This is a genomic window from Pandoraea sp. NPDC090278, assembly GCF_044772185.1.
GTDB lineage: Bacteria > Pseudomonadota > Gammaproteobacteria > Burkholderiales > Burkholderiaceae > Pandoraea.
On record NZ_JBIVYJ010000001.1, the window covers coordinates 320,288 to 345,649 of the forward strand.

Here is a 25,362-nt window from a genome sequence, read left to right on the forward strand (position 1 = left end):
GGCAGCAAAGACGGGCGACAAAAAACGATAGCTTACTCTGCCTGCGCGCCGATGCCGCGTCTTCCGAGACCTGCATCGGTAAGTTCGGCAGGAACGGTCCGCAGCACGACTTGTGCGTCCAGTGTTACCTGGGTTACCCGCGAGAGAGTCGCGCTACCGTCCCATCGGACCGCTTCGTACGATTCGCCAGGCGCATCGCAAGGTTGCGCCACACCAGCCGCAATCCGGTACCCAGCATGCGTCCGCTGCCAGACGCAGAAAGCGTCTTCGCAGGCTGACTCACACGCATGCGCGCGCCATCCTGCCAGGTGCCCAGCCACACGCGCTGCCCGCCGCGAATCTCGAAGCTCTCGCCTGCACGCAGCCAATGGTCGTGCGGCTCGCCTTCCACGGTGAGCCAGAGCAGGCCCTGCAACACTTGCAGCGACTGCGGCGGTTCGGCAGCCGGGCGCTGCCAGACGACAGTCTGTTCCCGGTCCAGTTCGAAGAGTCGGATTTCACGCATGGCGGTCTCCAGTTGAGAGGACACTTTATCGGTTAACTCCGGTACAGTACCGATACAGATGGTGATGTAATTCTCGGTACAGTTATGAGTTGACAGGGAAACTGGCTGGCGTAGAGTGGCGATCCATGAGCGGCAGGGGCAGACACTTCGATACGAATGGGGCTGTCAACCGAGTGGGGAGCGCCGATCGCTGCTTCCCAAAGCACTGCACGCGCGGGCACGACCGGCGCGTGATGCGCATCTCGCGTGGCCTGCCGGAGCGCGACACAGGTGAATGACAATGACGACAACGAACCGCATTTCTCCGCTGATTCTTGCGGACAACGCCGCGCTGGACACCGCGCGAATGACGCTTGTCGATCAGTTGGTGCACTGGGCAAGGCTGCGTATCGAGGAGCGGGTTTTCCTGCCTGGCATGCGTATGCCGTCGATCCGCTCACTGGCGGAAGACAAACGCGTTTCGCGTTTCTCCGTTGTCGAAGCGTACGAGCGACTGGTGGCACAGGGGTATCTCGAAGCCCGACGCGGGTCCGGTTTCTACGTACGCGAGCGACCGGTTATGCCGCCGCAAAATGCGGCTGCTCCGATGGTCACGCAGGGGCCGCTCGACGTCGCCTGGCTCGTGCGCAGCATGCTGCACCAGGTAGCCCCCGAGCGTGGCCCGGGCATGGGGTATCTGCCTGCGACGTGGCTCGATGCAGACATGATGACGTCCGCGATGCGTTCGATGAGTCGACAGTCGAGCGCGCATCTGCTCCAGACGGGCAATCCGCTTGGCTTTCTGCCGCTGCGCGTTCAACTCCAGACGCAACTCGCGGAGCTTGAAATCGGCGCGCGTCCCGACCAGATCGTGTTGACGTCAGGGATTACGCAGGCCGTGGACTTCCTGTTGCGTCTGTACGTACATGCTGGCGATACGGTACTCGTCGGCGATCCGGCGTGGTTCGTCGTGTTCGGCCGTATCGCGTCACAGGGCGCCAATACGATCGGCGTGCCTTATACGCCGGACGGTCTCGACATGCAGGCGCTGGAACGGCTCGTGCAGCAGCACCGTCCTAAGTTGCTCATTCTGAATTCGATTCTGCAGAATCCGACAGGCACCTCGCTGACGCCCGCTCGTGCATTCCAGATTCTCCGTCTCGCCGAGCAGTACGACTTCATGGTGCTGGAGGACGACATTTATTGCGATTTGTGTCCGCCGCATCAGCCAGTGGCGCGTCTGGCGAGTCTCGATCAGCTAAAGCGCGTGATCTACCTGGGGAGCTTTTCGAAGACCCTCGCGGCGAATCTGCGTGTGGCGTTCGTCGCCTGCTCACCCGAGTTGGCGAAGACGTTCGTCGACCACAAGATGTTGTCGGGATCGACCACGCCGGAAATCAACGAACGCATCGTCTACAAAGCGCTGACCGAAGGGCATTACCGGCGTCACGTGGAGCGGTTGCGCAACCGTCTGGACGAGGTCCGCGACGGCGCGCGTCGCAATCTGGAGCGTATGGGGTTGCGCATGTTCGGCGAACCGACCTCAGGCATGTTCTTCTGGGCGGACACCGGCATGGACACCAACGCCATTGCGGCCGCAGGGCACGAGGCCGGTTTCCTGTTTGCGCCGGGGGCGTTGTTCTCGCCGCGTCAGGCGCCCAGCACATGGATGCGCATGAACATCGCGTGTTGCAGCGATCCGTCTATGTTGTCGTTCCTGTCGCGGCAATTGGAGTTGGCGGCATAAGGCTGAGTGAGCCGGTAGCGACGGTGGCCGGTACGCTCGTATTCGTCCCCTTGCTTTGGGCTTTTGCCGGGTCTTGTCGCTTTTTTCGCGAACTTGGCCCATTCGTCAGCAAAATAGCTGCGAAATAACCTTGCTGGCGGCCTTGAAATGCGCGCCGCCCGTCCCTATGTTCCGACCTGTACCGCCGTTGCGGCAGCGCGCGCGCAAGTGCGCCCGGCGGCGGTCCAGGCGGACACGCCGGACATTCCATTCATCTCACCGATTCATGAGGGTTCCCGACCATGGCGCAAGAAACCATGAGCTTTCAGGCAGAAGTCAAACAGCTTCTGCAACTGATGATTCATTCGCTGTACAGCAACAAGGAAATCTTCCTGCGCGAGCTGGTCTCCAACGCCTCGGACGCCGCCGACAAGCTGCGCTTCGAAGCGATCAACAACGCAGCGCTGTACGAGCAGGATCCGGAACTCAAGATTCGCGTGTCGTTCGACAAGGACGCCCGCACCGTCACCATCGAGGACAACGGCATCGGCATGAGCCGCGATGAAGCCGTCGCACACCTCGGCACCATCGCCAAGTCCGGCACCAAAGAATTTTTCTCGAACCTGTCCGGCGATCAGCAGAAGGACGCGGCCCTCATCGGTCAGTTCGGTGTGGGTTTCTACTCGGGCTTCATCGTCGCCGACCGCATGACGGTCGAATCGCGTCGCGCCGGGCTGCCCGCCGCAGAGGGCGTGCGTTGGTCGTCGGCAGGCGAGGGCGACTTCTCCGTCGAGACCATCGAACGCGCGCCGCGCGGCACTGCGATCACGCTGCATCTGCGTGAGGGCGAAGACGAGCTGCTGTCGTCGTGGCAACTGCAATCGATCATCCGCAAGTATTCGGACCATATTTCGCTGCCGATCGTGATGCGCGGCGAGTCGTGGGACGAAGAAAAGCAGGCGATGGTCCCCGCTGAGACGGACGAGACCGTCAATCAGGCGAGCGCGTTGTGGACCCGCAGCAAGAGCGAGATTACCGACGAGCAGTACACGCAGTTCTACCAGCACATCGCGCATGACATGCAAGCGCCGCTGGCATGGACGCACAACCGCGTAGAGGGTCGCAGCGAATACACGCAACTGCTGTACGTGCCCGGCCACGCGCCGTATGACCTGTGGGATCGCAATTCGCAAGGTGGCCTGAAGCTGTACGTGAAGCGCGTCTTCATCATGGACGACGCGGAGCAACTCCTCCCGAACTACCTCCGCTTTGTGCGTGGGGTGGTCGATTCGGCCGATTTGCCGTTGAACGTTTCGCGCGAAATTCTTCAGGAAAGCCGCGACGTGAAGGCCATCCGCGAAGGGTGCGCGAAACGCGTGCTCGGTCTGCTGGAAGATCTGGCAGAGAACCAGCAGGATAAGTACACGCAGTTCTGGGGCGCATTCGGTCAGGTACTCAAGGAAGGCACGGGCGAAGATCAGGCCAACCGCGAACGCATCGCGAAGCTGCTGCGTTTCGCGAGCACGCACAACGATTCGGCCGAGCAGACGGTTTCGCTGGCCGATTACGTCAGCCGCATGAAGGAAGGGCAGGACAAGATTTACTACGTGACGGCAGAGAACTGGGTGGCCGCAAGTCACAGCCCGCATCTTGAGGTGTTCCGCAAGAAGGGCGTGGAAGTGCTGCTGCTGACCGATCGTGTCGACGAATGGATGCTCTCCTACGTCCACGAGTTCGACGGCAAGGCGCTCGTGAGCGTGGCGCGTGGCGATCTCGACCTGGGTTCGCTGGAAGACGCCAGCGAGAAGGAAGCGCAGGAGAAGACCAGCGACGACCTCAAGCCGCTCGTCGAAAAGATGAAGGAAGTGCTCGCCGACAAGGCCAAGGATGTGCGGGTGACGTTCCGTCTGACCGATTCGCCGTCGTGTCTGGTGTCCGACGAGAACGACATGAGCGGCACGCTTCAACGCCTGATGAAGGCGGCTGGTCAGAAGATGCCGGAGTTCCGTCCGATTCTCGAGATCAACCCGGAGCATGCGCTGATCAAGCGTCTCACGGCAGAGAGCGCAGACCTTTCCGACTGGACGCAGCTCCTGTTCGAGCAGGCGTTGCTGGCCGAAGGCGGCAATCTGGAAGATCCGGCGGCGTTCGTGAAGCGTACCAACGCGTTGCTGCTGTCCGCACGTTGATTGCGTAGTGTTGTTCTCGTAGCGACGAAGGCCCCCGTGACGAAATGTCGCGGGGGCTTTTTCTTGTCAGATGGAATCCGGCAACGGTCGTTGAGGCGGGGGCCACAGCGCGCCGCAGACGGTGGCCGCGTGAGCGGCGCGCCGACACGTTGCGCCCTTATAATGCCGAGCCATGACTTTCCGATTCGATGTAAGCGGGCGGCGCTGGCAGGCTGTCCCGGCACCGGCGCTGTCGCGTCGTCACAAGGACTGGCTGACCCGGGGTGGTGCGCTCACGCACCATTTGTCCACGCTCGGCCGGGTGAGCGTGCGGGTGGTGGCCGAACGGGTAATGCCCGCCGACGCCGATCAATGCCGTGCGATTGGTGTGCCGCTGCGTACGCCGATGTGGGCGCGCGACGTCATCCTGCTGGTCGACGACGAGCCGGTCGTTGTGGCGCACAGCGTCACACCGCTCACGCATAGCCGTTCGATCTGGCAGGCGATGCGTCGTCTGCGTACCCGTCCGCTCGCCGACCTGCTCTATCACGATCCCACGGTCACGCGTTCCGTACTGGTGTCCAGTCCGCTCGGTCCACGCCATCTGTTGCACAGTCGTGCGCGACGCGATGCTCGCGACCCACTCGTCGGTGCCAACCCGCGCGCGCGGTTGTGGGCGCGTCGTTCGGTATTCTTGCGTCACGGTGCACCGCTGCTCGTCACTGAGGCGTTTCTGCCGCGCTTCTGGCGTCGTTTGCAAGCCTTGCATGGCGAGACGGTGAGCGATTGAGCGCCATGCCGACGCCGTCCGTGCCCCAACTCAAACGCAACTTCCCGCCGGTGGTGGACGCCAACACGCGTGTCCTGATCCTCGGCAGTCTGCCCGGCGAGGTTTCGCTCGCGCACCAGCAGTACTACGCACATCCACAGAATCGTTTCTGGCATCTGGTGGGCGAGGTCCTGGGCGAATCCCTGCCGACGCTGCCCTACGATGCCCGCCTCGACGTGCTGCGCGCGCACGGCGTGGGGCTCTGGGATGTGGTGGCAGAGGCGCGTCGAGAGGGCAGTCTCGATAGCAACATCCGCTTGCATGCGGGCAGCGACCTCGCGGGCCTGATCGGCACCTTGCCGTCGCTGCGAGCGGTCGCTTTCAATGGCGGCACGGCTGCGCGCATCGGCCAGCGTGCACTCGCCCAGGGCAATGTGCCGTTGCCGGTCGTGCTGCTACCGTCGAGCAGCCCCGCCTATACGATCCCGTTCGCGATCAAACGTGACGCCTGGCTAGTACTGCGTGACTGGCTGGGCGCTCCGGACGTCTCATCTGTACCCTGAAGACGGCCTGAAACGTCGCGCTTGCGTCGGAGAGCGTAGGGGAGAACCGTGTCGCCGACAGGCGAAGCGCGTGAACCCGGTACAATGCGAACCCATCGGAATATCCCGAGCAATACTGAAGGACACATGACCCTGATCAAACGCAAATCCATCGAAGCCGAAGCGTTCGTCGCCGACGACCGTGCCGCCCGTTCACCGCGTCCCACGTACAAGCCGCGTTTCGCTCCGGTGACGTTCTCTGAAATCGGTGGCGTGCGTTACCTGCATTTCGGCACGGAATGGGTGCAAGGGGCGATGCGTCTGTCGAAGCCGGATCGTATCGAGCTGGAATACGCGCAGCAGATGATGGCTTGGTTGCTGTTCATGCGTGCACCGAGGCACGTGGTGCAACTGGGCCTTGGCACCGGCTCGATCACGAAGTTCTCGGCCAAGCAGTTCCCGCGCACGCAAGTGACGGCGGTTGAACTGAACCCGGCGGTGGTCGTCGCCGCCCGCACGATGTTCGATCTGCCGAGCGATTCGCGTCGATTGAAGGTGCTGGAAGCGGATGCGTGGGACTACGTCACCGATACCGCAAATAACGGTACTGTCGACGTCCTCCAAATCGACCTGTACGACGCCACCGCGCGTGGCCCGGTCCATGACACCCCGGCGTTCTACAAGGCATGCCGTGCCACGTTGCGCGAGCCGGGCATGCTGACGATGAACCTCTTCGGCGATCACGACAGCTATCCGAAGAACATCCGTCGTCTGCGTCAGGCGTTCGACAACCGCGTGATCGAGTTCCCGGAAGTGCATGACGGCAACGTCATCGTGCTGGCCTTCAACGGTCCGCTGCTGTCGGTGGAATGGAAGGACGTGGAAGCGCGCGCCAAGGTGGTGGAAGCCGCGACCGGCCTGCCTGCAAAGCGTTGGGTCAAGCAGCTTCGCGAGAAGAATGGCGACGGCGGTCCGGTACTGACGGTCTAACGTTGTTCGCGTAGCTACGCACCTTTGTATCGCAGAAGCCGCAGTTTGCGGCAGACGCAAAAAAGCCAGCCGAGAGGCTGGCTTTTTCTTTTGCGCGACGTGCGGTCCCGAAGCGTGGGGACCGTGCGCCCGCCTGCGTCAGGCGGCGACTTCGTCGATCGTCAGCGCTTCGCCACCGGCGGCGATCGCCAGCAGGCGGTCGACGTTCGGGTGCGCGCCCGGACGGTTGCGTGCATCGGCGGTGTGCTCGCCGAAGACGGCCAGTGCATGCTCGGCAGCCTTGGCGTCGAGCGTACCGAAGGCTTGCTTGAGGTAGTGGTAGACGGCGAGCGAGCCTTGCTTGCCCGGTGCATTTTCGATAGTGCCCACGACGGCGCCGTCAGCATTGCGCAGGTCGATGCGCGCGATGCCTTCGATGCTGCCGATGGAGGCCATCCGGGCGAGGTTTTCCTTGAACACCGGGGTCGGTTCGATGACTGCCATGGTTGTACTGCTCCTGCGGTTACGTCAGATGAATTGAAATCGTTGCGGGCCGAATGTTATCACTCCGGCCCGGGCGGGATCAGGCGCGTCGCCATTGCAGAATCGCCAGCGTCACCACCCCGGCGATCAGTCCCCAGAAGGCGGACCCGATGGAGAGCAACGTCAGGCCGGAGGCGGTCACCATGAACGTGATGAGCGCCGCTTCGCGCTGCTTCGTGTCGTGCATGGCGTTCGCCAGCCCGTTCATGATCGAGCCGAACAAGGCCAGTGCTGCAATGGAGACGACCAGTGCCTTCGGAAACGCCGCAAACAATGCGGCGATGGTCGCGCCGAACGTCCCGGCAATCAGGTAAAAGACGCCCGACCACACTGCTGCGGTGTAACGCTTTGCGGGGTCTTCATGCGCTTCGCGTCCCGTGCAGATGGCCGCTGTGATGGCCGCCAGATGGATGCCGTGCGAGCCGAACGGCGCGAGCAGCACCGACGCGATACCGGTCGTCGAAATCAACGGCGATGCGGGGACGTTGTAACCGTCCGCACGCAGGACCGCGAGTCCGGGTACGTTCTGCGACGCCATCGCCACCACGAACAGCGGGATCGCGATGCTGATCGTTGCCGACAACGAGAACGACGGCGTGGTCCATACCGGCTTTGCCAGCGACACATTGAAGTGGCTGAAATCGAGCAGACCCAGTCCGCCCGCAACGGCCGTGCCCACGATCAGCGCCAACAAGATGGCGTAGCGCGAGGCGAGTCGTTTGACGATGAGGTACGTGAAGAACATGGAGAGCACGAGTGCCGTCTGGTGCTGCGCCGCGACGAAAATCTCCAGTCCGATGCGAAACAGAATGCCCGCCAGCAGCGCGGACGCCAACGCGGGCGGCACACGCCGCATGATCGTCTCGAAGCCCCCCGTCAGTCCGCAGATTGCGATGAGCGCATTGCAGACGATGAACGCGCCGATGGCCTCACCGTACGGCACACCCGGCAGCGACGTAATCAGCAGGGCGGCACCCGGCGTCGACCACGCGATAACGACGGGTGTGCGGTAGCGAAGCGATAGCCCGATGGTCGTCAATCCCATGCCGATGGACAGCGCCCAGATCCACGACGAAATTTGCGCCGGCGTGAGATGGGCGGCCTGTCCGGCCTGGAACATGAGGATGAGCGAGCTGGTGTAGCCGGTCATCATCGCCACGAAGCCGGCCACGATGGCCGACGGCGACGTGTCCGCCAGCGGGCGCAGCGGGGGCAGGGGAGTGGTACTCGACGTCATGATGGCGTGCTGTCTCTTTGGTTACGTTGTTGTTGTGATGTGCTGCGTGCCGCGTTGTGCTGCGTGCCGCGTTGTGCGGCGCGCCGTTGTGTGCGGACGGCGCGCTCTATGCAGTGAATCTGTGGTGTATCTGCCGTGATGCGGGGACTTCGTGGTTATTTGCTTAGCACCCGCATGGCCGATTCCAGCCCCGCAAGCGTAATCGGATACATACGATTCGCGAAGAGCTGGCGGATCACCGAAATCGACTGACGATATTGCCAAATGGCTTCCGGCTCGGGGTTGAGCCACGCGTGATGCGGGTACCGGTCGATGAAGCGACGCAGCCAGACCGCACCCGCTTCCTTGTTGTTGTACTCGACGGAGCCACCCGCTTGCAGCACCTCGTACGGACTCATCGTCGCGTCGCCCACGAAGATCAGCTTGTAGTCGGCCGGGTATTTGCGCAACACGTCCCACGTCTCGAATCGCTCGTTGTGACGGCGGCGGTTCTGCCGCCAGAGATAGTCGTACACGCAGTTGTGGAAATAGTAGAACTCGAGATGCTTGAATTCCGACTTCGCGGCCGAAAAAAGCTCTTCCGTGCGCGCGATGTGATCGTCCATCGACCCGCCCACGTCGAGCAGCATCAGCACCTTCACGTTGTTGTGACGCTCGGGCACCAGCTTCAGATCGAGCCAGCCAGCATTGGCCGCAGTGGAGCGAATCGTGTCGTCGAGATCGAGTTCCTCGGCCGCCCCTTCGCGCGCGAACTTTCGCAGACGGCGTAGTGCCACCTTGATGTTGCGCGTGCCTAGCTCTACGGTGTCGTCGTAGTCGCGGTACGTACGTTGGTCCCATACTTTGACTGCGGTTCGGTTGCCGTTGCTCTCGCCGCCGATACGAATGCCTTCGGGGTTGAAGCCGCCATTGCCGAACGGCGATGTGCCGCCCGTGCCGATCCACTTGCTGCCACCTTCATGTCGTCCCTTCTGCTCGTCGAACAGTTGCTTCAGACGTTCCATGAGCTCGTCGAGTCCGCCTAGCGCCTGAATACGCGCCTTGTCTTCGGGGGACAACTCGCGTTGCATCCGCTTCTTGAGCCAGTCGAGCGGCACTTCGCCGGAGGCGTCGACGATTTGCTGCACGCCTTTGAAGTACGCACCGAACGCCTGATCGAACTTGTCGTAGTGCTTCTCGTCCTTGATGAGCGAGAGGCGCGCCAGATAGTAGAACTCGTCGAGCGAGGGCGCGATCACCTGACGCTGCAGCGCTTCGAGCAGCGTCAGATATTCCTTGACCGAGACCGGCAGTTTTGCTGCGCGCAAGGTGTAGAAGAAGTCGATCAGCATGACGTGGGCGCGCTTATCGGTTGGCGCGATTCATGAAGACGAGCCGCTCGAACAGGTGCATGTCCTGCTCATTCTTGAGCAAAGCGCCCGCGAGCGGCGGAATGGCCAGTTTGTTGTCGGCGCTGCGAAGCGCTTCAGGGCCGATTTCCTCGGCCATCAGCAACTTGAGCCAGTCGATCAGCTCCGATGTCGACGGCTTCTTCTTCAGGCCCGGGATCTCGCGCACTTCGAAGAACGTCGCCATCGCGGCGTTGACCAGTTCGCGACGGATGTTCGGGAAGTGGACGTCGATGATCGACTGCATCGTCGACGGTTCCGGGAACTTGATGTAATGGAAGAAGCAGCGGCGCAGGAAGGCGTCGGGCAGTTCCTTCTCGTTGTTCGACGTGATGATGACGAGCGGACGGTGGCGGGCCTTCACCAGTTCTCGCGTCTCGTAGACGTAGAACTCCATGCGATCGAGCTCACGCAGCAAGTCGTTGGGGAATTCGATGTCGGCCTTGTCGATCTCGTCGATCAGCAACACGACCGGCTGGTCGGCCTCGAACGCTTGCCAGAGCACGCCCTTGACGATGTAGTTGGCGATGTCGCGAACGCGCTCGTCACCCAGTTGCGAATCGCGCAGCCGCGAGACGGCGTCGTATTCGTAGAGCCCCTGCTGCGCTTTGGTCGTGGACTTCACGTGCCATTGCAGCAGCGGCATGTCGAGGGCTGCGGCCACTTCCTCGGCGAGCATGGTCTTGCCGGTGCCGGGTTCGCCCTTGATGAGCAGCGGTCGTTGCAGCGTGGCCGCCGCGTTCACGGCGAGCTTGAGGTCGTCGGTGGCGACGTATTGGGAAGAGCCTTCAAAGCGCATTGTCAGAGCCGTCCGCAAACAGCCGGCCAACCGGCCGGGCAGGGAAAAAGTTCAGTATAAGACATTGCGCATATGGCTCGCTCACACGTTGAAAATGTGCATTGACATCAATGGCTTGCGAAAAAACTTCGGAGAACTGTGCGGGTCAGCACCGAGTTTGCGCCTCGGAGGGTGTGGGTTACAATCGATTGCTTTTTTCACAGGTCGACCGCCTTGGAGCCGGGACGTCGATCTGCGTGTTGCGGGCCGGTATTCCAACCAAAAACGTTCCCAAGAAGACCATGAAAAAGTTCCTCACGATGATGGCGCTGGCGCTTGGCAGCACGTCGTTCATGTCGGTCAGCGCCCTTCATGCGGCCGAACTCAAGCCTGATATGGAGGCGGCAAAGAGCAAGGTGGCCATGTGCATCGGCTGCCACGGCATTGCCGACTATCGCACCGCGTTCCCCGAGGTGTATCACGTCCCCAAGATCGGTGGACAGAACGCGAAGTACATCGAAAACGCCCTGAAGGAATACGCGAAGGGCGATCGCAAGTTCCAGACGATGCATGGCATCGCAGCCACGTTGACCGAACAGGACATCGTCGATATCGCCGCGTACTACGCGGCGCAGACGGCGTCGACGCCGGTCAATCCCCAGAAGTAAAACGTGCGTGGCTGAGGAGAACACGATGAAGCATTCGATGCATTCGATGGCAAAGGCCGCTGCGGCGGTGTCCCTGACGCTGGGCGCGATGCTCGCCGTAACGAGCGGCAATGCCGTCGCCGCGGGCAATATCGCCAACGGTAAGGCACTCGTCGACAAAGGCATGTGCGTCAGTTGCCACGGCGCCAACCTGAACGCGCCAATCACCCCGGAATACCCGAAGCTGGCCGGGCAGTACGCCGACTACATCTATAACGCGCTGCGTGCGTACCAGAATGAGACGAGCCTCGTTTATGGCCGCAGCAACGCGATCATGAAGACGCAGGTCATGTCGAATCCGGCGACGCTCGACAAGGATGGCAAGCCGCGTCCGTTCACGTCGCAGGAGCTCAAGGACATCTCCGCTTACATCGAGTCGCTGCCCGGCGATCTCGTGACGAAAAAGTAAGCGCTTCGACGTCTGCATGAAAAAACGACGGTTGCTGTCAAGGCAACCGTCGTTTGCTTTCGTGCGCTCGTTGTAACGTGCGTGCCGCCGTATCCACCGGACGGCGCTTAGCGCGATGCCTGCTGCTCGATACGCTGGAGGTAGGCGTCCGAGTCGGGTGGCTGACCGCTGCGCTGGGCTTCCCACAGCGTCTGCCCCAGACAGTCCATGATGCGGTGCTGCGCTTCGTGCGGCGAGTCAAGGCGATTCGTCAGCTTTTCGTACGCGGCGCGGATACCGGGCGGCTGATCGATGGAGACCTGCTCGCTGATCGCCAGGTGCATGGACAAATGCAGGAACGGGTTGGTCTGGCCCGCTTCCGGCGAATAATCACGGGCGCTGGCATCTTCGGTATCGGCGAGCGCGTCGTGGTACTCGGGGTGTTCGTTGATCCAGTCGGCGGCAATCGTTTCGAGCGGCGTCAGGATATTGCCGTCACGCTGCTTTTGCCAGGTGGTGCAGAAGAATTGCCGGACTTCGTCACGGCTCGGATTGAACATGGGGACTCCGTGGGGTTCTTTTGAGGCGTCTTGCGGCGCGCCTTGCCGTGGCTACAATGGCGAATCCGTTCGCACGATACCGAAAGACGTCGGGCGTGCCGGTGATGGACGGAACGCGCCAGTAACGCATGTAAAACACGTCGTATTGTCCCCCAAATCGCGTAATCATGTCGCAAAGCCCCCGTACCCCCAGCGCAAGCACTGCACCGGGCGGCGTTCCCGCCGCGCCTCACACCCCGCCGTCGGCCTGGGGCGGCATCGCGTTGATCGCCATCTCGGCGTCGGCGTTCGGGGCGATGGCGATCTTCGCGCGCGCGGCCACGGCCTCCGGGGCAGACATGTTTGCCATGCTGCTGTTTCGCTTTTTCGTTGCGGCCACGCTGCTGCTTATCTGGTGCCGCATACAGCGGGTCCGCTTTCCGTCGCGCCGCCAGTCGTTGCATATCGCGCTGATGGGGGGCATCGGCTACGTCGGCCAATCGCTGTGTTTCTTCGGTGCGTTGCAGTATGCACAGGCGTCGCTCGTCGCGTTGCTGCTTTACCTTTACCCGGTATTCGTCACGCTTCTGGCGGCTGTTTTTCTGCATGAACGCCTAACGCCGGTAAAGCTCGGTGCGCTGGTGCTTTGTTCGCTGGGGACGGCGCTGACCGTCGGCGGCGGTCAGGGACAGCCGCTGGGCATGGCACTGGCCGTTGCCGCTGCGTTGATCTATTCGGGATACATCATCGTGGGCGCACGATTAACGCGGGGCGTTGACGCACGGGCGACGGCAACGCTCGTTTGTCTCGCAGCGACGGTATCCTTCGGCGTCTTGGCGGTGTTACGCAGCTCACAGGGACTGCCGTTGCGTTGGCCCGCAGAGATCGGTGGATGGGCGGCGCTCACCGCAATTGCTGTCTGTTCTACCGTTATTGCGATTCTGACCTTCTTTGCCGGTTTGCAGCGTCTTGGCGCGGGACGCGCCTCGATGCTCTCGACGCTGGAACCCGTCGTGACGGTGCTGCTTGCAGCCATGCTGCTCGGTGAAACGCTCACGGCGGGACAGTGGGCGGGCGGGGCACTCATTCTGGCGGGCGTGCTCTGGCTGTCCGCGCGTGGGACATCGGCAAACACCTGATTTCACGTGCATTTTTGGCGCGCCTGCGCCCACCGGGCGGCAACGGTACAATCGCCCTTCGTTCGCTATTCAACACCCGAGGTCATTCGTCATGAGCATCATTGCCAAAGAAGCCATCGCCCAGTTGTTCACCGATGCCCGCACGCACAACGTGTGGCTCGACAAGCCGGTCAGCGACGAGACGCTGCGCGAACTCTACGATCTGGTGAAGTGGGGCCCGACGTCGGCCAACACGACGCCCGCCCGGATTGTCTTCGTGAAGAGCCCGGAAGCGAAGGCGAAACTGATTGAATGCATGGCACCCGGTAACGTGGACAAGACGCGTACGGCACCGGTGACGGCGATCATTGCGTATGACCTGAAGTTCTACGAGCACCTGCCCAAGCTGTTCCCGAACGGTGCGGAGAAGATGGTGCCGATGTTCTCGGGGGATGCCGCCAAGGCCGCAGGCGCAGCGCACATGAACAGCTCGCTGCAAGGCGGCTACTTCATTCTGGCTGCACGCGCGCTGGGTCTGGATTGCGGTCCGATGGCCGGTTTCGACGCTCAGAAGGTCAACGATACGTTCTTTGCGGGCACCGAATGGCGTGTGAACTTCATCTGCAATCTGGGTTACGGCGATCAGGACAAGCTGTTCCCCCGCAATCCGCGTTTGTCGTTCGACGAAGCTGCGCGCATCATCTAACGCAAATTCGGTGACGCTTCACGGCATCATCCGATGTGTGAAGCGTACAAACAAAACGGGCGGTCCCGATATCGGGCCGCCCGTTTTGTTTTGTGCTGCCGCCTCGGCTGACGCGGGCGAGCGTTAATGGCGTGTCACGCTTTCGGCGCGGGCGTCTTCGGCCGGAAGTCGCAGAGCGGCTCGAGGGCGCAATGCCAGCACTCCGGCTTGCGTGCCTTGCATACATAGCGGCCGTGCAGGATGAGCCAATGATGCGCGTCGTGTTTGAACTCGCGAGGTGTCACGCGTTCCAGGGCCAGTTCGACGGCCAGCGGATCTTTGCCGGGGGCCAGTCCCGTGCGGTTAGCGACACGGAAAATGTGCGTGTCGACGGCAATCGTGTCCTCGCCGAACGCAGTATTGAGTACGACGTTCGCGGTTTTGCGGCCAACCCCCGGCAACGCTTCGAGCGCCTCACGCGATCGCGGCACTTCCCCGCCGTGCTTGTCGAGCAGCAAGTGGCAGGTGGCGATGACGTTCTTGGCCTTCGTGCGATACAGCCCGATCGTCTTGATGAAATCGGACACGCCTGCCTCGCCGAGCGCAATCATTTTTGCGGGCGTATTTGCCGCGGCGTAAAGCTTGCGGGTCGCTTTGTTCACCGAGACGTCAGTCGCCTGTGCGGAGAGCAGCACCGCGATCAGCAACTCGAAGGGCGACGTGTATTCCAACTCCGTCGTCGGCGTGGGATTGAGCTCTTGCAGCGTCTCGAACAGGGCACGGCGTTTGGCGTCGTTCATGGCGGGGGCGCGTGTGGCGTGGCGCTTGTCTTGTTATGGGAGAAGCTGGAAAGCCCGTTGGTGGCCGGTTAGCCGCCCGTTCGAAGCGTCCGGGCTTCGCACTTCTTGCGAACAGGCCCTACATCAATCGTTATCTTTAGCGTTTCCGGTACCCGGAGCGTCGCTGCCTGCCTTAAGTCCCAGCCGCTTACGGCGAGCTTCCGCTTCGTCGATCTGCGCCTGCACCGACGCAGACACATTCTCGGTGTTCTTGGGGCCGAGTCCCTCGGCGGCCAACGCGGCCTTCTTCTGGCGGGCACGCTCGAGCGCAGCCTGAATGATCGCTTGTTTGCGTGCCGCGGCTGTTGCCGCTTCGTCGGCAGCGGGCGCAGCGCCTGCGGTTCCGTCATTCGAAACCGGCGATACCTCCGTGTGAGGTGTCGCGATCTGCGGCTGGACGTTATCGGCGGTGGGTGTACTTTGCGGTCCCGGTGCAACGCGCGCCGCGCGTGCCGCGAGACGGGCTTCACGCTGCGCCTTATCCTTTTCCAGACGCGCCTGATGGACCTCAAAGTGGATGCGAGCCTCGTCGGCTTGCGTTTGCGACCAGGCGTCCCATCCGGTACGCTCCCCGGTCACCGGCACCATGTCGATGCAGTCGACGGGGCAGGGCGGTACGCAGAGATCGCAGCCCGTGCAGCGGTCTTCGATGACCGTATGCATCAACTTGGCCGCGCCGACGATGGCGTCGACCGGGCAGGCCTGAATGCACAAGGTGCAGCCGATGCAGAGCGATTCGTCGATCACGGCTCGGGGCCGCGGGCGTTCAACGCCGTTCTCCGGATTCAGTGCAATGACGGGGCGGCCGAGCAGCTTCGCAAGGCGCTCGACACCTTCGGCCCCGCCCGGCGGGCATTGTTTATAGCTGGCTTGCCCGCTCGCGATAGCGTCGGCGTACGGACGGCAACCTGCGTAACCGCATTTGGTGCATTGCGTCTGGGGCAATAGGGCATCGATGCGCTGAGCGAGCGCGCTGACTTCGGACACGTCTTTTGTGGGGGATTCGGCGGAAACTAGAATTATCCTGCATTTTGCAGAAACACTGAAACCGTTGTGCCATAATTCCGCCCGATGAGAACGACCGGCCGATCATGACAACATCAGAAACCAAGATCAAACGTGACCCGGAACGCACCCGCCAGCGCATTCTTGCCGCTGCGATCGAGGAATTTGCGGAACGTGGTTCCAGTGGTGCTCGCGTGGACAGCATCGCACGCCGAGCCGACATCAATGAGCGAATGCTCTATTACTACTTCGGCAACAAGGATCAGCTTTACCTGGCCGTGCTCGAAGAGGTCTATGGCGAGTTCAATCGCGCCGAACACGCGCTCAAGCTCGATCTGCTTGCGCCGCTCGACGCCGTGGCGGAACTCGCCCACTTCGTGTGGGATTACTACGCCGATCACCCGGAGCTGATCCAGCTCATCAATAACGAAAATCTGTACGAAGCCAAGTCGATGCGTCAGTCGACGGAAATTCGTCAGCAGGTCTCGCCGATCGTTGAGCTGCTCGCGCAGACGCTCAAGCGCGGCCAGGCCAGTGGCGAAATTCGTCAGGGCGTCGATCCGGTCGATCTGTACGTGACGATCTCGGCGATGGGGTATTACGTGATGTCGAATCGACATACGCTTTCCATCGTGATGGGGCGCGATGTCATGAGCGACGAGTCGCGAAAGACGTACTCGTCGTTCAATACGCAGATGCTGCTGGATTCGCTGCGTACGCGATAAACAACGTGACAAGTGGATGGCCGCGATCTGCGGCGTCCGATCCGAAGGCTGCAAAACGAAACCGCCGCGAGAGCCGAAGCCCTCGCGGCGGTTTTCGTATGTCCGTCAGGGTGATCGAATGACGGTCAGGCGTTCTTCGCGATGAAGTCGCGGATCTGCGGATAGATCACGTTACGCCAGCGGCTGCCGGAGAAAATCCCGTAGTGTCCGCACTTCGGCGCGGTGAAATGCGCGCGACGTTTGGCCGGGATACCGGTGCAAAGCTCGTGTGCGGCTTGCGTTTGCCCGCTACCGGAGATGTCGTCCAGCTCGCCTTCGATCGTGAAGAGCGCCGTGGTCTTGATGTCCTGGGGACGCACACGTTGACCGGACACATCCCACGTACCGCTTGCAAGACTGAAGTCCTGAAACACGGTCTTGATGGTGTCGAGATAGTACTCGGCCGCCATATCCAGCACCGCGTTGTACTCGTCGTAAAAACGGCGGTGCGAGTCGGCGTCATCGCTGTCGCCGCGCATCAGATCCAGATAGAAGTCCCAGTGCGACTTCAGGTGACGGTCCGGATTCATGGCGACGAAACCGGCGTGCTGCAGGAAGCCCGGATACACGAGGCGTCCCGCGCCGGGGTAGTTCGAGGGCACCGCATGAATCACGTGGTTCTCGAACCATTCGTACGACTTGTTCGTGGCGAGCGAGTTGACCGACGTCGGGCTCTTGCGAGCGTCGATCGGGCCACCCATCATCGTCATGGTCTTGGGTGTCTTCTCGCCGTTCGACGCCATCAACGAGATCGCGCCGAGCACAGGCACCGTCGGCTGGCACACCGAAATGACGTGCAGATTTTCAGCGCCGATGTGGCGGATGAATTCCTGGATGTACGCAACGTAGTCGTCCAGATGGAACGACCCCGCATCGAGCGGCACCATGCGCGCATCGACCCAGTCGGTGATGTACACCTTGTGGTCCTTCAGCAACGTGGAGACAGTGTCGCGCAGCAACGTGGCATGGTGACCCGAGAGCGGGGCCACGACCAGCACGACCGGGTCGTCCTTGAGTTGCCCCACGGCGCTCGCGTCGTCGGCATATCGCTTGAAACGCAGCAGACGGCAGAACGGCTTCTCCATCGCGGTCATTTCCACGACCGGGATGTTGTGACCGTCCACTTCGACTGCCTTGATGTTGAATTCGGGCTTTTCGTAGTCCTTGCCAAGCCGGTAGAGCAATTCGTATCCGGCGGCGATGCGGGGCGCGCCCGGCATCATGGCAAGCAGGCTGCCCGGGTTGACGAAAGTCGTCGCCGCCGCCTTTGCCCACGTGGTGAGAGGATTCAGCCACGCACGGTTGTACTCATGAATCTGATACAGCATGTTGTGTGCCCAGAGGCGGATGATGGGGGAATTATGCAACCGTTTATCGCGGGTGTGCAACGCAGCATAACCCTGATATATGGCATTTCTGCATCAGGTCGATAGTCTTAGCTTATTCGGACCATTGTTATTAACTATCGTTGCTGCGATGCAACAATTCGGGGTGCAAAAAAAGCCCGCTGGTGGGCGGGCCTTTCTTGTTGCAACGGCAGCCGCGATCACTGATCGCGGCAAACCGTCAATCGATCAGCGCAGCACTTGTGCGATGGCGGACGCCACGGTGTCGATGTTCTTGTCGTTGAGCGCGGCCACGCAGATACGGCCGGTGCTCACGGCATAGATACCGAACTCTTCGCGCAGACGCTCGACCTGATCGGCCGTCAGACCGGAGTACGAGAACATGCCGCGTTGCTTGATCACGAACGAGAAGTCGCGTTCCACACCGTGGGCACGCAGCTTTTCGACCAGTGCCAGACGCATCGCGCGGATACGCTCACGCATTTCAGCCAGCTCTTCTTCCCACAGGGCGCGCAGTTCGGCGTTGCCCAGCACAGCGGCGACGACCGAGCCGCCATGCGTCGGCGGGTTCGAGTAGTTGGTGCGGATCACGCGCTTGAGCTGCGAGAGCACGCGGGTCGATTCGTCCTTGCTGCCCGTCACGATCGACAGGGCACCAACGCGTTCGCCGTACAGCGAGAACGACTTGGAGAACGAGCTCGAGACAAAGAAGTTCAGGCCGGTGGAGGCGAACAGGCGCACCACGGCGGCGTCCGCGTCAATGCCGTCACCGAAGCCCTGATAGGCGATGTCGAGGAACGGCACCAGCTTGCGGGCCTTCACGACTTCCACAACTTGCGCCCACTGATCCATCGTCAGATCGACGCCGGTCGGGTTGTGGCAGCAAGCGTGCAACACGACGATCGTGCCTTCCGGTTCTTTGCCGAGCATGTCCAGCATGCCAGCGATGTTCACACCGTGCGATTCGGCGTCGTAGTACGGGTACGACACGACGTTAAAGCCAGCCGTCGTGAACAGGGCACGGTGGTTTTCCCAGCTCGGATCGCTGATGGCGACCGTGGCGTTCGGGTTCAGTTGCTTCAGAAAATCGGCGCCGATCTTCAGTGCGCCCGTACCGCCCAGTGCCTGAGCGGTGATCACGCGGCCTTCGGCCAGCACCGGCGATTCCTTGCCGAACAGCATTTCCTGGACGGCCTTGTCGTACGCAGCAATGCCTTCGATCGGCAGATAGCCGCGCGGCAGGCCAGCCGCCACGCGTTGTTCTTCCGCTGCCTTCACGGCCTTGAGCAGGGGCAGCTTGCCTTCTGCATTGAAATACACGCCAACACCCAGGTTCACCTTATCGGTGCGGTGGTCGGCGTTGTAGGCTTCGTTCAGACCAAGAATGGGGTCGCGCGGGGCGAGTTCGACAGCGGAAAAGAGAGTCATTTCGACGGCTCGAGGCAGGTAGTAGGAAAATGCAGCGGGTCGGCCGCAACTTACGCAGGTTCGGCCCAGCGGGCTATTTTAGCGAAGATTACCCGCGCTTGTGGTAAACACCGGCCCGCTGTGCACGAAATCGTGCCTTTTCGGCACGAAAACTGCCACGTATTGCCAGAATTTGACGAAATCGCCGGGTACGCGACGCGCGCGCACCTCCCGCAGGCTGTGTCTGCGTTGCTTGCGGTGGCCCGATGGGATGGCTGTCACCCATCGGACTCAGGGAATCGTCCGACGCGCTAAAATGCCGGATTACGTCCCTCATGCTCGCGCCCCCGCCATGACCCCTGCGGCTGACACCGATCTCGACGAAAGCAAGTTCCTGACGTTCCCCGACTCGCCTTATCAGCTCTATTGCCCGTTTCCTGCGGCAGGCGATCAGCCCACGGCGATCACTCAGTTGACCGAGGGGATCGACGACGGGCTCGCGTTCCAGACGCTGCTGGGCGTGACCGGCTCGGGCAAGACGTTCACCATGGCGAATGTGATTGCCCGCATGGGACGTCCGGCCATTGTGTTCGCACCGAACAAAACCCTGGCGGCACAGTTGTATTCCGAGTTTCGGGAGTTCTTCCCGCGAAATGCGGTGGAGTACTTCGTCTCGTACTACGACTATTACCAGCCGGAAGCGTACGTGCCGCAGCGCGATCTGTTCATCGAGAAGGACTCGTCGGTCAACGAGCACATCGAGCAGATGCGGCTGTCGGCGACGAAAAGCCTGTTGGAACGCCGCGATGTCGTGATCGTCGCTACCGTATCCGCCATCTACGGTATCGGGAATCCGAGTGAGTACCACCAGATGATTCTGACCGTGCGTCAGGGCGACAAGCTGGGGCAGCGCGAGATCATCGCAAGACTGATCGCGATGCAGTACACGCGCAACGAGACCGACTTCGGGCGCGGCACGTTCCGTGTGCGCGGCGACACCATCGACATCTTCCCGGCGGAACACGCCGAGCTGGCGCTGCGCGTGGAGTTGTTCGACGACGAAGTCGACACGTTGCAACTCTTCGATCCGCTCACGGGGCGCGTGCGTCAGAAGGTGCCGCGATTCACGGTGTATCCGTCCTCACATTACGTGACCCCGCGAGAGACGGTGCTGCGCGCGATCGAAACGATCAAGGACGAACTGCGCGAGCGACTCGACTTCTTCTATAAGGATGGCAAGCTGGTCGAAGCGCAACGCCTCGAACAGCGTACCCGCTTCGATCTGGAGATGTTGCAGGAGTTGGGGTTCTGTAAGGGCATCGAGAACTACTCGCGACATCTGTCGGGCGCAGCGCCCGGCGAGCCGCCGCCGACGCTCGTCGACTATTTGCCGCCGGACGCTTTGATGTTCCTCGACGAGTCGCACGTGCTCATCGGCCAGTTCAACGGCATGTACAACGGCGACCGCGCGCGTAAGGAAAATCTGGTCAATTACGGCTTCCGTCTGCCGTCGGCGCTGGATAACCGTCCGCTGAAGTTCGCCGAGTACGAACGCAAGATGCGTCAGGCGATCTTCGTCTCTGCGACGCCCGCAGATTACGAGGCCAAGCGTACCGGTCAGATTGTGGAGCAGGTGGTGCGTCCGACGGGGCTGATCGATCCGACGATCGATGTGCGTCCGGCCCGTACGCAGGTCGATGATGTACTCTCGGAAATCAACAAGCGCGTGGCGGTGGGGGAGCGCGTCCTCGTGACGACGCTCACGAAGCGAATGGCCGAGCAATTGACCGAGTACTTATCTGATAACGGGGTGAAGGTCCGTTATCTGCACAGCGATATCGACACCGTTGAACGCGTAGAAATCATCCGTGACCTGCGTTTGGGCGCGTTCGACGTACTCGTCGGCATCAACTTGCTGCGCGAGGGGCTGGATATTCCGGAAGTGTCGTTGGTCGCGATTCTGGACGCGGACAAAGAAGGCTTCCTTCGCGCCGAGCGTTCGCTGATTCAGACGATCGGGCGGGCCGCACGTAACGTGAACGGTACCGCCATCTTGTACGCAGACAAGATGACCGAATCGATGAAGCGGGCGATTAGCGAGACGGATCGTCGCCGCGCCAAGCAGATGGCGCACAACGAAGCGCACGGGATCGTGCCGCAAGGCGTGAAGAAGCGCATCAAGGACATCATCGACGGTGTCTACGATCCGGAAGATGCCAAGGCGGAAATGGCCGAGGCGAAAGAGCAGGCGCACTATCAGGACATGTCCGAGAAGCAACTTGCGCGCGAGATCAAGAAACTCGAAAAGCAGATGCAGGAACACGCCCGCAATCTGGAGTTCGAGAAGGCGGCCAAGGTGCGGGACCAGTTGCTGCACGTCAAGGCGCTGGTGTTCGGTACCGATGGTGCCAGCGAGGCGGAATTGGGGCCGAAGGCCTGAAGATGATGGCGGCGAGGCAAATCGATGCCTCGGGCCTTCGATGGACTGAATTCAAATGAAGAAAACCTCCGTCTTGTTCGTCTGCATGGGCAACATTTGCCGCTCCCCGAGCGCCGACGGCATCTTTCGCGACCGACTCGCTAAAGCGGGTTTGTCCGATCTCGTCGAGGTCGATTCGGCGGGGACGCACAGTTATCACATCGGTCACGCCCCGGATGCGCGTACGCAGGCGGCGGCCGAGCGGCGCGGGTACGATCTGAGTGAGCTTCGGGCGCGTCGCGTCGAAGCGAGCGATTTCGAGCGCTTCGAATGGATCGTGGCCATGGACGACGCAAACGTCTCGGAGCTCACGGCACGCAGCCCCGCAGCGTTTCGTCACAAGATCGTCCGGTTGATGGATTTTGCGACGCGTCATGACGCGACTGAAGTGCCCGATCCCTATTACGGCGGCGCGCAAGGGTTCGAGACGGTGCTCGACTATATTGAAGACGGTCTTGACGGCCTGCTCGTGCGTTTGGGGCAGGCCGACTGATCGGTCGTCGGCGCGCGTATCCTCCCCGGGAATGGCGGGTGCGTCGCGATCGGTGACGAGATCGCTTCGCGAGTTGCCCCAACAAGGCTATCATTCGGCCCTCTTTGACGGGATGAGGCCGGGCCGTGCGATTTTTCGTACGCCAGACTTGCCGGTGACTCCCGTGTCCCTTCTGTTTCTGTTCCTGTCGCTGACGCTGTAGCTGACTACGCACTTTCCGATCCATGTTCAATTCGCTCACTTTGTACTGGCGCAAATGGCGCGCCTCGCGCCATGCTGGCCATCAACTCGACGAACTGCTCGCGCACGCGGATCCGGCAGCGCCGCTGGCCGTACGCAATCAATGGTTGATCGAGTTGGCGCATTGGGTGCAAAAGCGCGGCGCGATTGCCAACGAAGTGCGCGGGGAGGGGGAGGCCGCTCGATACCGGCCGCATACCCGTCTACGCTTTTTGCTGCAAATGCTGGAGCGCAATCCGCAGTGGAGACTGTCGGTCGCGCGCACGCTGCGTAGCGTCATCAACGAGAGCGACGCCATTTCGCTGCTCTGCGACACCGGCATGCCCGTGCGGCCCGGCTTTTGGGGCGCATTGGTCGAGCGCATCGAAAAGGCACTGATTCCGCCGCCGCCGACTCGGCGGGACCTCTCCGCGTTGTGTTCCCTGATGTTTCCCGACGGGGACGCTGCCGACTGGATCGCTGCCTTACCCGCCGAGTTGCTGGGCGATCTGATTGCGCTGCTTCATCACGGCGAGGTGGACGACGCCGACGTGGACTGGAATCCGTTCGCCGAGGATCTGCTTGCCGCGATGCATCACCTTGTCGACCAGATCGCGTCGACGGGGCTCTCGCAGGCCGTCCGCTCGCGTCTTTCGTATTCCCGCGCGACCGATTCGCCCTTTTACCGGCTCGGGCGCGCGATGCAGGCGCTTGAGGATGCCGGTCAGGAGTTCGCGCACGGCGCGCCGCCGTCGCAATTGTTCGTGCAGCAGATCAACGTATTCCGCGCACTGCTGGACGACTGTGGCCGCGCGGTGCGCGACGTGTATGCGCACCTCGACGAGAACGGTGTCAGTGTCGATATCGTGTTTCAGGTCGAGCGTGCGAAGGCACGGATTCGTCGTCTCGAACGTTTGCTGGAGGCGTGGCTGACCTACGGGGATCGCGGCGATAGGGCCGTAGCGCGCGTCCAGTTGCTCGCGGACCTGGTAAGGGCCAACCGGGCGAGCCAAAGCGTGGGCGAACTGGCGCGTACGTCGTTTGGCTTGCTGGCGCGCAAGGTCGTCGAACGCAGTGCGGAAACCGGCGAGCATTACATCGCGCGCAATCGCAGCGAGTATTTCTCGATGTTGAAGATGGCCTGCGGCGGCGGACTGGTCACGGTCGTGACCGTCTATATCAAGTTCATGATTGCCGGGGCCCACTTTCCGACTGTGGTGGAAGGTTTCTTTGCCGGGGCCAACTACGCGTTGTGCTTCCTGTTCATGCACTTTTGCCACTTCACGCTGGCCACCAAGCAACCGGCCATGACGGCACCCGCCATCGCCAGCAAGCTCGACGATGTCGATACGCCCGCGGGGATGGATGCTTTCGTCGGTGAGGTGATTGCGCTGGTGCGTACTCAGGCGGCCGCCATCTTCGGCAATCTGGCGATGGTCTTCCCGTTCTGTCTGTTGGTGCAGTGGGCGGTGTCGGCGGCGCTTGGCGCAAACACCATCTCGCCGGAAAAAGCGCACGCGACGCTGAATTCGTTCTCGATTCTCGGCGTGACGCCGTTCTTTGCGGCGCTGACCGGTGTGCTCTTGTGGTGCTCCAGCCTGATTTCCGGGTGGGCGGATAACTGGTTCGCCTTGCATGGCATCGGCGACGTCCTTGCGTACAACCGTCGTCTACGTTTCGTTTTTGGGCGTCAGGGGGCGGCGCGGCTCGCCGACTGGTGCCGACGCCACATCGCGCCGGTGCTGGGCAATCTCATGCTCGGTTTCATGCTGGGACTTGTGCCTGCTGTGCTGACGGCATTTGCTTTGCCGTTCGAGGTCCGTCACGTGACCCTGTCGACCGGGGCGATTGCGACCTCGATCGGCGTGTTGGGCGGTTCGGTGCTTCGCGACCCGGCGCTGTGGCTGGCGTTCGCCGGTGTGGCGACCATGGGGCTGCTCAACGTCGGTGTCAGTTTTGCGTTAGCATTCCACATGGCGCTTCGATCGCGTCCACTGCGATTGGGCGACCGTCGGCAAATCCACCGTGCCATCTGGCGCGCCGTGCTGCGCAATCCCCTGGTGCTGCTGTTTCCTCTGGGCTCGCCCCGGCCGGAAGCTCGTCCCGAAAAATAAGAAATTTCACAAGCGGACGACGGAACTTCCGCAAAAAATGGGCCAGAAGTACTTGACTAAATTCGTAGGGAATTTATACTTGACGAAAATAGTCGAGATTAATCCCCTGCATCATCATGAGACTTACCACGAAAGGCCGTTTCGCCGTCACGGCGATGATCGACCTGGCCATGCGCCAGGACGCGGGTCCCGTGACGCTTGCGGGCATTAGTCAGCGTCAGCGAATTTCGCTCTCTTATCTGGAGCAACTGTTCGGAAAGCTTCGCCGCCACGAAATCGTGGAGAGCGTGCGCGGTCCGGGCGGTGGTTACAGCCTTGCGCGCCGCGCAGAAGAGGTGACGGTCGCTGACATCATCATTGCGGTCGACGAACCGCTCGACGCCACACAGTGCGGCAGCAAGGGCAATTGCGAGAAGGGCCAGGACGGCCATCGCGGCCACTGCATGACGCATGAGCTGTGGGCGACGCTCAATCAGAAGATGGTTGAGTATCTCGATTCAGTTTCCCTGCGTGACCTCGTCGAGCAGCAGCGCAGCAAGCAGGCCCAACAGGCCGTGCTGCGCGACACGCGCGAGTCTGGCAACAACAGCCAGACGGTGACGACGCGTATCCCCAATTCGGTCTTTGATATGGCCCGTTCATAACAGGCGCCACG

24 protein-coding genes are annotated in these 25,362 nt (G+C 61.6%); 14 read left to right on the forward strand and 10 right to left on the reverse strand.

Annotated elements, in window-relative coordinates:
- Window positions 1–133: 133 nt before the first annotated feature.
- A complete protein-coding gene (locus tag ACIQWO_RS01345; RefSeq protein ID WP_402818226.1) occupies window positions 134–505 on the reverse strand; it encodes a DUF2917 domain-containing protein in 372 nt (123 codons plus the stop codon).
- 280 nt (window positions 506–785) lie between these two features.
- Here ACIQWO_RS01345 and ACIQWO_RS01350 point away from each other — a divergent pair, with 280 nt between their 5' ends.
- The 5 genes from ACIQWO_RS01350 (at window position 786) to ACIQWO_RS01370 (ending at window position 6,679) form a co-directional block, all read left to right on the forward strand.
- The gene (locus ACIQWO_RS01350; protein ID WP_402818229.1) at window positions 786–2,231 is read left to right on the forward strand and encodes a PLP-dependent aminotransferase family protein; all 1,446 of its coding nucleotides are present in this window, start codon (window positions 786–788) and stop codon (window positions 2,229–2,231) included.
- A gap of 281 nt (window positions 2,232–2,512) precedes the next feature.
- The gene (gene htpG / locus ACIQWO_RS01355) at window positions 2,513–4,399 is read left to right on the forward strand and encodes a molecular chaperone HtpG (RefSeq protein WP_402818232.1); all 1,887 of its coding nucleotides are present in this window, start codon (window positions 2,513–2,515) and stop codon (window positions 4,397–4,399) included.
- A gap of 172 nt (window positions 4,400–4,571) precedes the next feature.
- Entirely contained in the window at window positions 4,572–5,168 is a 597-nt protein-coding gene (locus ACIQWO_RS01360; RefSeq protein WP_402818235.1) for a chorismate--pyruvate lyase family protein, read from the forward strand.
- Window positions 5,169–5,173: 5 nt separating this feature from the next.
- Window positions 5,174–5,710, forward strand: a complete 537-nt coding sequence (locus ACIQWO_RS01365; protein ID WP_402818237.1) for a DNA-deoxyinosine glycosylase — start codon at window positions 5,174–5,176, stop codon at window positions 5,708–5,710.
- A gap of 126 nt (window positions 5,711–5,836) precedes the next feature.
- On the forward strand, window positions 5,837–6,679 hold the full coding sequence (locus ACIQWO_RS01370; RefSeq protein WP_402818240.1) for a spermidine synthase: 843 nt from the start codon (window positions 5,837–5,839) through the stop codon (window positions 6,677–6,679).
- A 138-nt stretch (window positions 6,680–6,817) separates the two neighbouring features.
- Here the strand turns inward: ACIQWO_RS01370 and ACIQWO_RS01375 are convergent, their stop codons facing one another.
- The 4 genes from ACIQWO_RS01375 to ACIQWO_RS01390 all read right to left on the reverse strand — a co-directional run bounded on the left by ACIQWO_RS01375 (window position 6,818) and on the right by ACIQWO_RS01390 (window position 10,625).
- Window positions 6,818–7,162 (reverse strand): DUF2322 family protein, encoded by a 345-nt coding sequence (locus ACIQWO_RS01375; protein WP_402818243.1) that lies wholly within the window; start codon window positions 7,160–7,162, stop codon window positions 6,818–6,820.
- 79 nt (window positions 7,163–7,241) lie between these two features.
- Window positions 7,242–8,438: a benzoate/H(+) symporter BenE family transporter gene (locus tag ACIQWO_RS01380; RefSeq protein ID WP_233325286.1), complete on the reverse strand. Its 1,197-nt coding sequence runs from the start codon at window positions 8,436–8,438 to the stop codon at window positions 7,242–7,244.
- A gap of 155 nt (window positions 8,439–8,593) precedes the next feature.
- Window positions 8,594–9,769 (reverse strand): VWA domain-containing protein, encoded by a 1,176-nt coding sequence (locus tag ACIQWO_RS01385; RefSeq protein ID WP_402818246.1) that lies wholly within the window; start codon window positions 9,767–9,769, stop codon window positions 8,594–8,596.
- A 13-nt stretch (window positions 9,770–9,782) separates the two neighbouring features.
- On the reverse strand, window positions 9,783–10,625 hold the full coding sequence (locus tag ACIQWO_RS01390; RefSeq protein ID WP_402818249.1) for an AAA family ATPase: 843 nt from the start codon (window positions 10,623–10,625) through the stop codon (window positions 9,783–9,785).
- A gap of 332 nt (window positions 10,626–10,957) precedes the next feature.
- On the opposite strand from ACIQWO_RS01390, the gene ACIQWO_RS01395 reads away from it, so the two are divergent.
- Window positions 10,958–11,272, forward strand: coding sequence for a cytochrome c (locus ACIQWO_RS01395; RefSeq protein WP_370855785.1), 315 nt, complete (start codon window positions 10,958–10,960; stop codon window positions 11,270–11,272).
- Between the two features lie 46 nt (window positions 11,273–11,318).
- Window positions 11,319–11,720, forward strand: a complete 402-nt coding sequence (locus tag ACIQWO_RS01400) for a c-type cytochrome (RefSeq protein ID WP_402821746.1) — start codon at window positions 11,319–11,321, stop codon at window positions 11,718–11,720.
- Window positions 11,721–11,827: 107 nt separating this feature from the next.
- Here the strand turns inward: ACIQWO_RS01400 and ACIQWO_RS01405 are convergent, their stop codons facing one another.
- Complete coding sequence (locus tag ACIQWO_RS01405; protein ID WP_402818252.1) at window positions 11,828–12,259, reverse strand: DUF1841 family protein; 432 nt, start codon at window positions 12,257–12,259, stop codon at window positions 11,828–11,830.
- Window positions 12,260–12,426: 167 nt separating this feature from the next.
- Between ACIQWO_RS01405 and ACIQWO_RS01410 the strand changes: the two genes are divergently transcribed.
- Window positions 12,427–13,377: a DMT family transporter gene (locus ACIQWO_RS01410; protein WP_402818255.1), complete on the forward strand. Its 951-nt coding sequence runs from the start codon at window positions 12,427–12,429 to the stop codon at window positions 13,375–13,377.
- A gap of 91 nt (window positions 13,378–13,468) precedes the next feature.
- Entirely contained in the window at window positions 13,469–14,062 is a 594-nt protein-coding gene (locus ACIQWO_RS01415) for a malonic semialdehyde reductase (protein ID WP_039399349.1), read from the forward strand.
- Between the two features lie 134 nt (window positions 14,063–14,196).
- Here ACIQWO_RS01415 and nth read toward each other — a convergent pair whose 3' ends face one another.
- The gene (nth, locus tag ACIQWO_RS01420) at window positions 14,197–14,841 is read right to left on the reverse strand and encodes an endonuclease III (RefSeq protein ID WP_402818258.1); all 645 of its coding nucleotides are present in this window, start codon (window positions 14,839–14,841) and stop codon (window positions 14,197–14,199) included.
- Between the two features lie 123 nt (window positions 14,842–14,964).
- A complete protein-coding gene (rsxB, locus tag ACIQWO_RS01425) occupies window positions 14,965–15,867 on the reverse strand; it encodes an electron transport complex subunit RsxB (protein ID WP_402818267.1) in 903 nt (300 codons plus the stop codon).
- 104 nt (window positions 15,868–15,971) lie between these two features.
- Between rsxB and ACIQWO_RS01430 the strand changes: the two genes are divergently transcribed.
- The gene (locus ACIQWO_RS01430; protein ID WP_402818270.1) at window positions 15,972–16,610 is read left to right on the forward strand and encodes a TetR family transcriptional regulator; all 639 of its coding nucleotides are present in this window, start codon (window positions 15,972–15,974) and stop codon (window positions 16,608–16,610) included.
- Between the two features lie 125 nt (window positions 16,611–16,735).
- On the opposite strand, the gene ACIQWO_RS01435 is transcribed toward ACIQWO_RS01430, so the two are convergent.
- Both ACIQWO_RS01435 and ACIQWO_RS01440 read right to left on the reverse strand, forming a co-directional pair.
- Window positions 16,736–17,977, reverse strand: coding sequence for a polyhydroxyalkanoate depolymerase (locus tag ACIQWO_RS01435; protein ID WP_402818273.1), 1,242 nt, complete (start codon window positions 17,975–17,977; stop codon window positions 16,736–16,738).
- A gap of 246 nt (window positions 17,978–18,223) precedes the next feature.
- Window positions 18,224–19,423 (reverse strand): amino acid aminotransferase, encoded by a 1,200-nt coding sequence (locus ACIQWO_RS01440; protein WP_046291481.1) that lies wholly within the window; start codon window positions 19,421–19,423, stop codon window positions 18,224–18,226.
- A 331-nt stretch (window positions 19,424–19,754) separates the two neighbouring features.
- Between ACIQWO_RS01440 and uvrB the strand changes: the two genes are divergently transcribed.
- The 4 genes from uvrB to iscR all read left to right on the forward strand — a co-directional run bounded on the left by uvrB (window position 19,755) and on the right by iscR (window position 25,351).
- Window positions 19,755–21,842 carry an excinuclease ABC subunit UvrB gene (uvrB, locus tag ACIQWO_RS01445; RefSeq protein WP_402818277.1) on the forward strand — a complete coding sequence of 696 codons (2,088 nt, stop codon included), beginning with the start codon at window positions 19,755–19,757 and terminating at the stop codon, window positions 21,840–21,842.
- A 55-nt stretch (window positions 21,843–21,897) separates the two neighbouring features.
- Window positions 21,898–22,374: a low molecular weight protein-tyrosine-phosphatase gene (locus tag ACIQWO_RS01450; RefSeq protein WP_402818280.1), complete on the forward strand. Its 477-nt coding sequence runs from the start codon at window positions 21,898–21,900 to the stop codon at window positions 22,372–22,374.
- 224 nt (window positions 22,375–22,598) lie between these two features.
- A complete protein-coding gene (locus tag ACIQWO_RS01455; RefSeq protein WP_402818283.1) occupies window positions 22,599–24,707 on the forward strand; it encodes a site-specific recombinase in 2,109 nt (702 codons plus the stop codon).
- 116 nt (window positions 24,708–24,823) lie between these two features.
- On the forward strand, window positions 24,824–25,351 hold the full coding sequence (gene iscR, locus ACIQWO_RS01460) for a Fe-S cluster assembly transcriptional regulator IscR (protein ID WP_402818286.1): 528 nt from the start codon (window positions 24,824–24,826) through the stop codon (window positions 25,349–25,351).
- The last annotated feature ends 11 nt before the right edge of the window (window positions 25,352–25,362 follow it).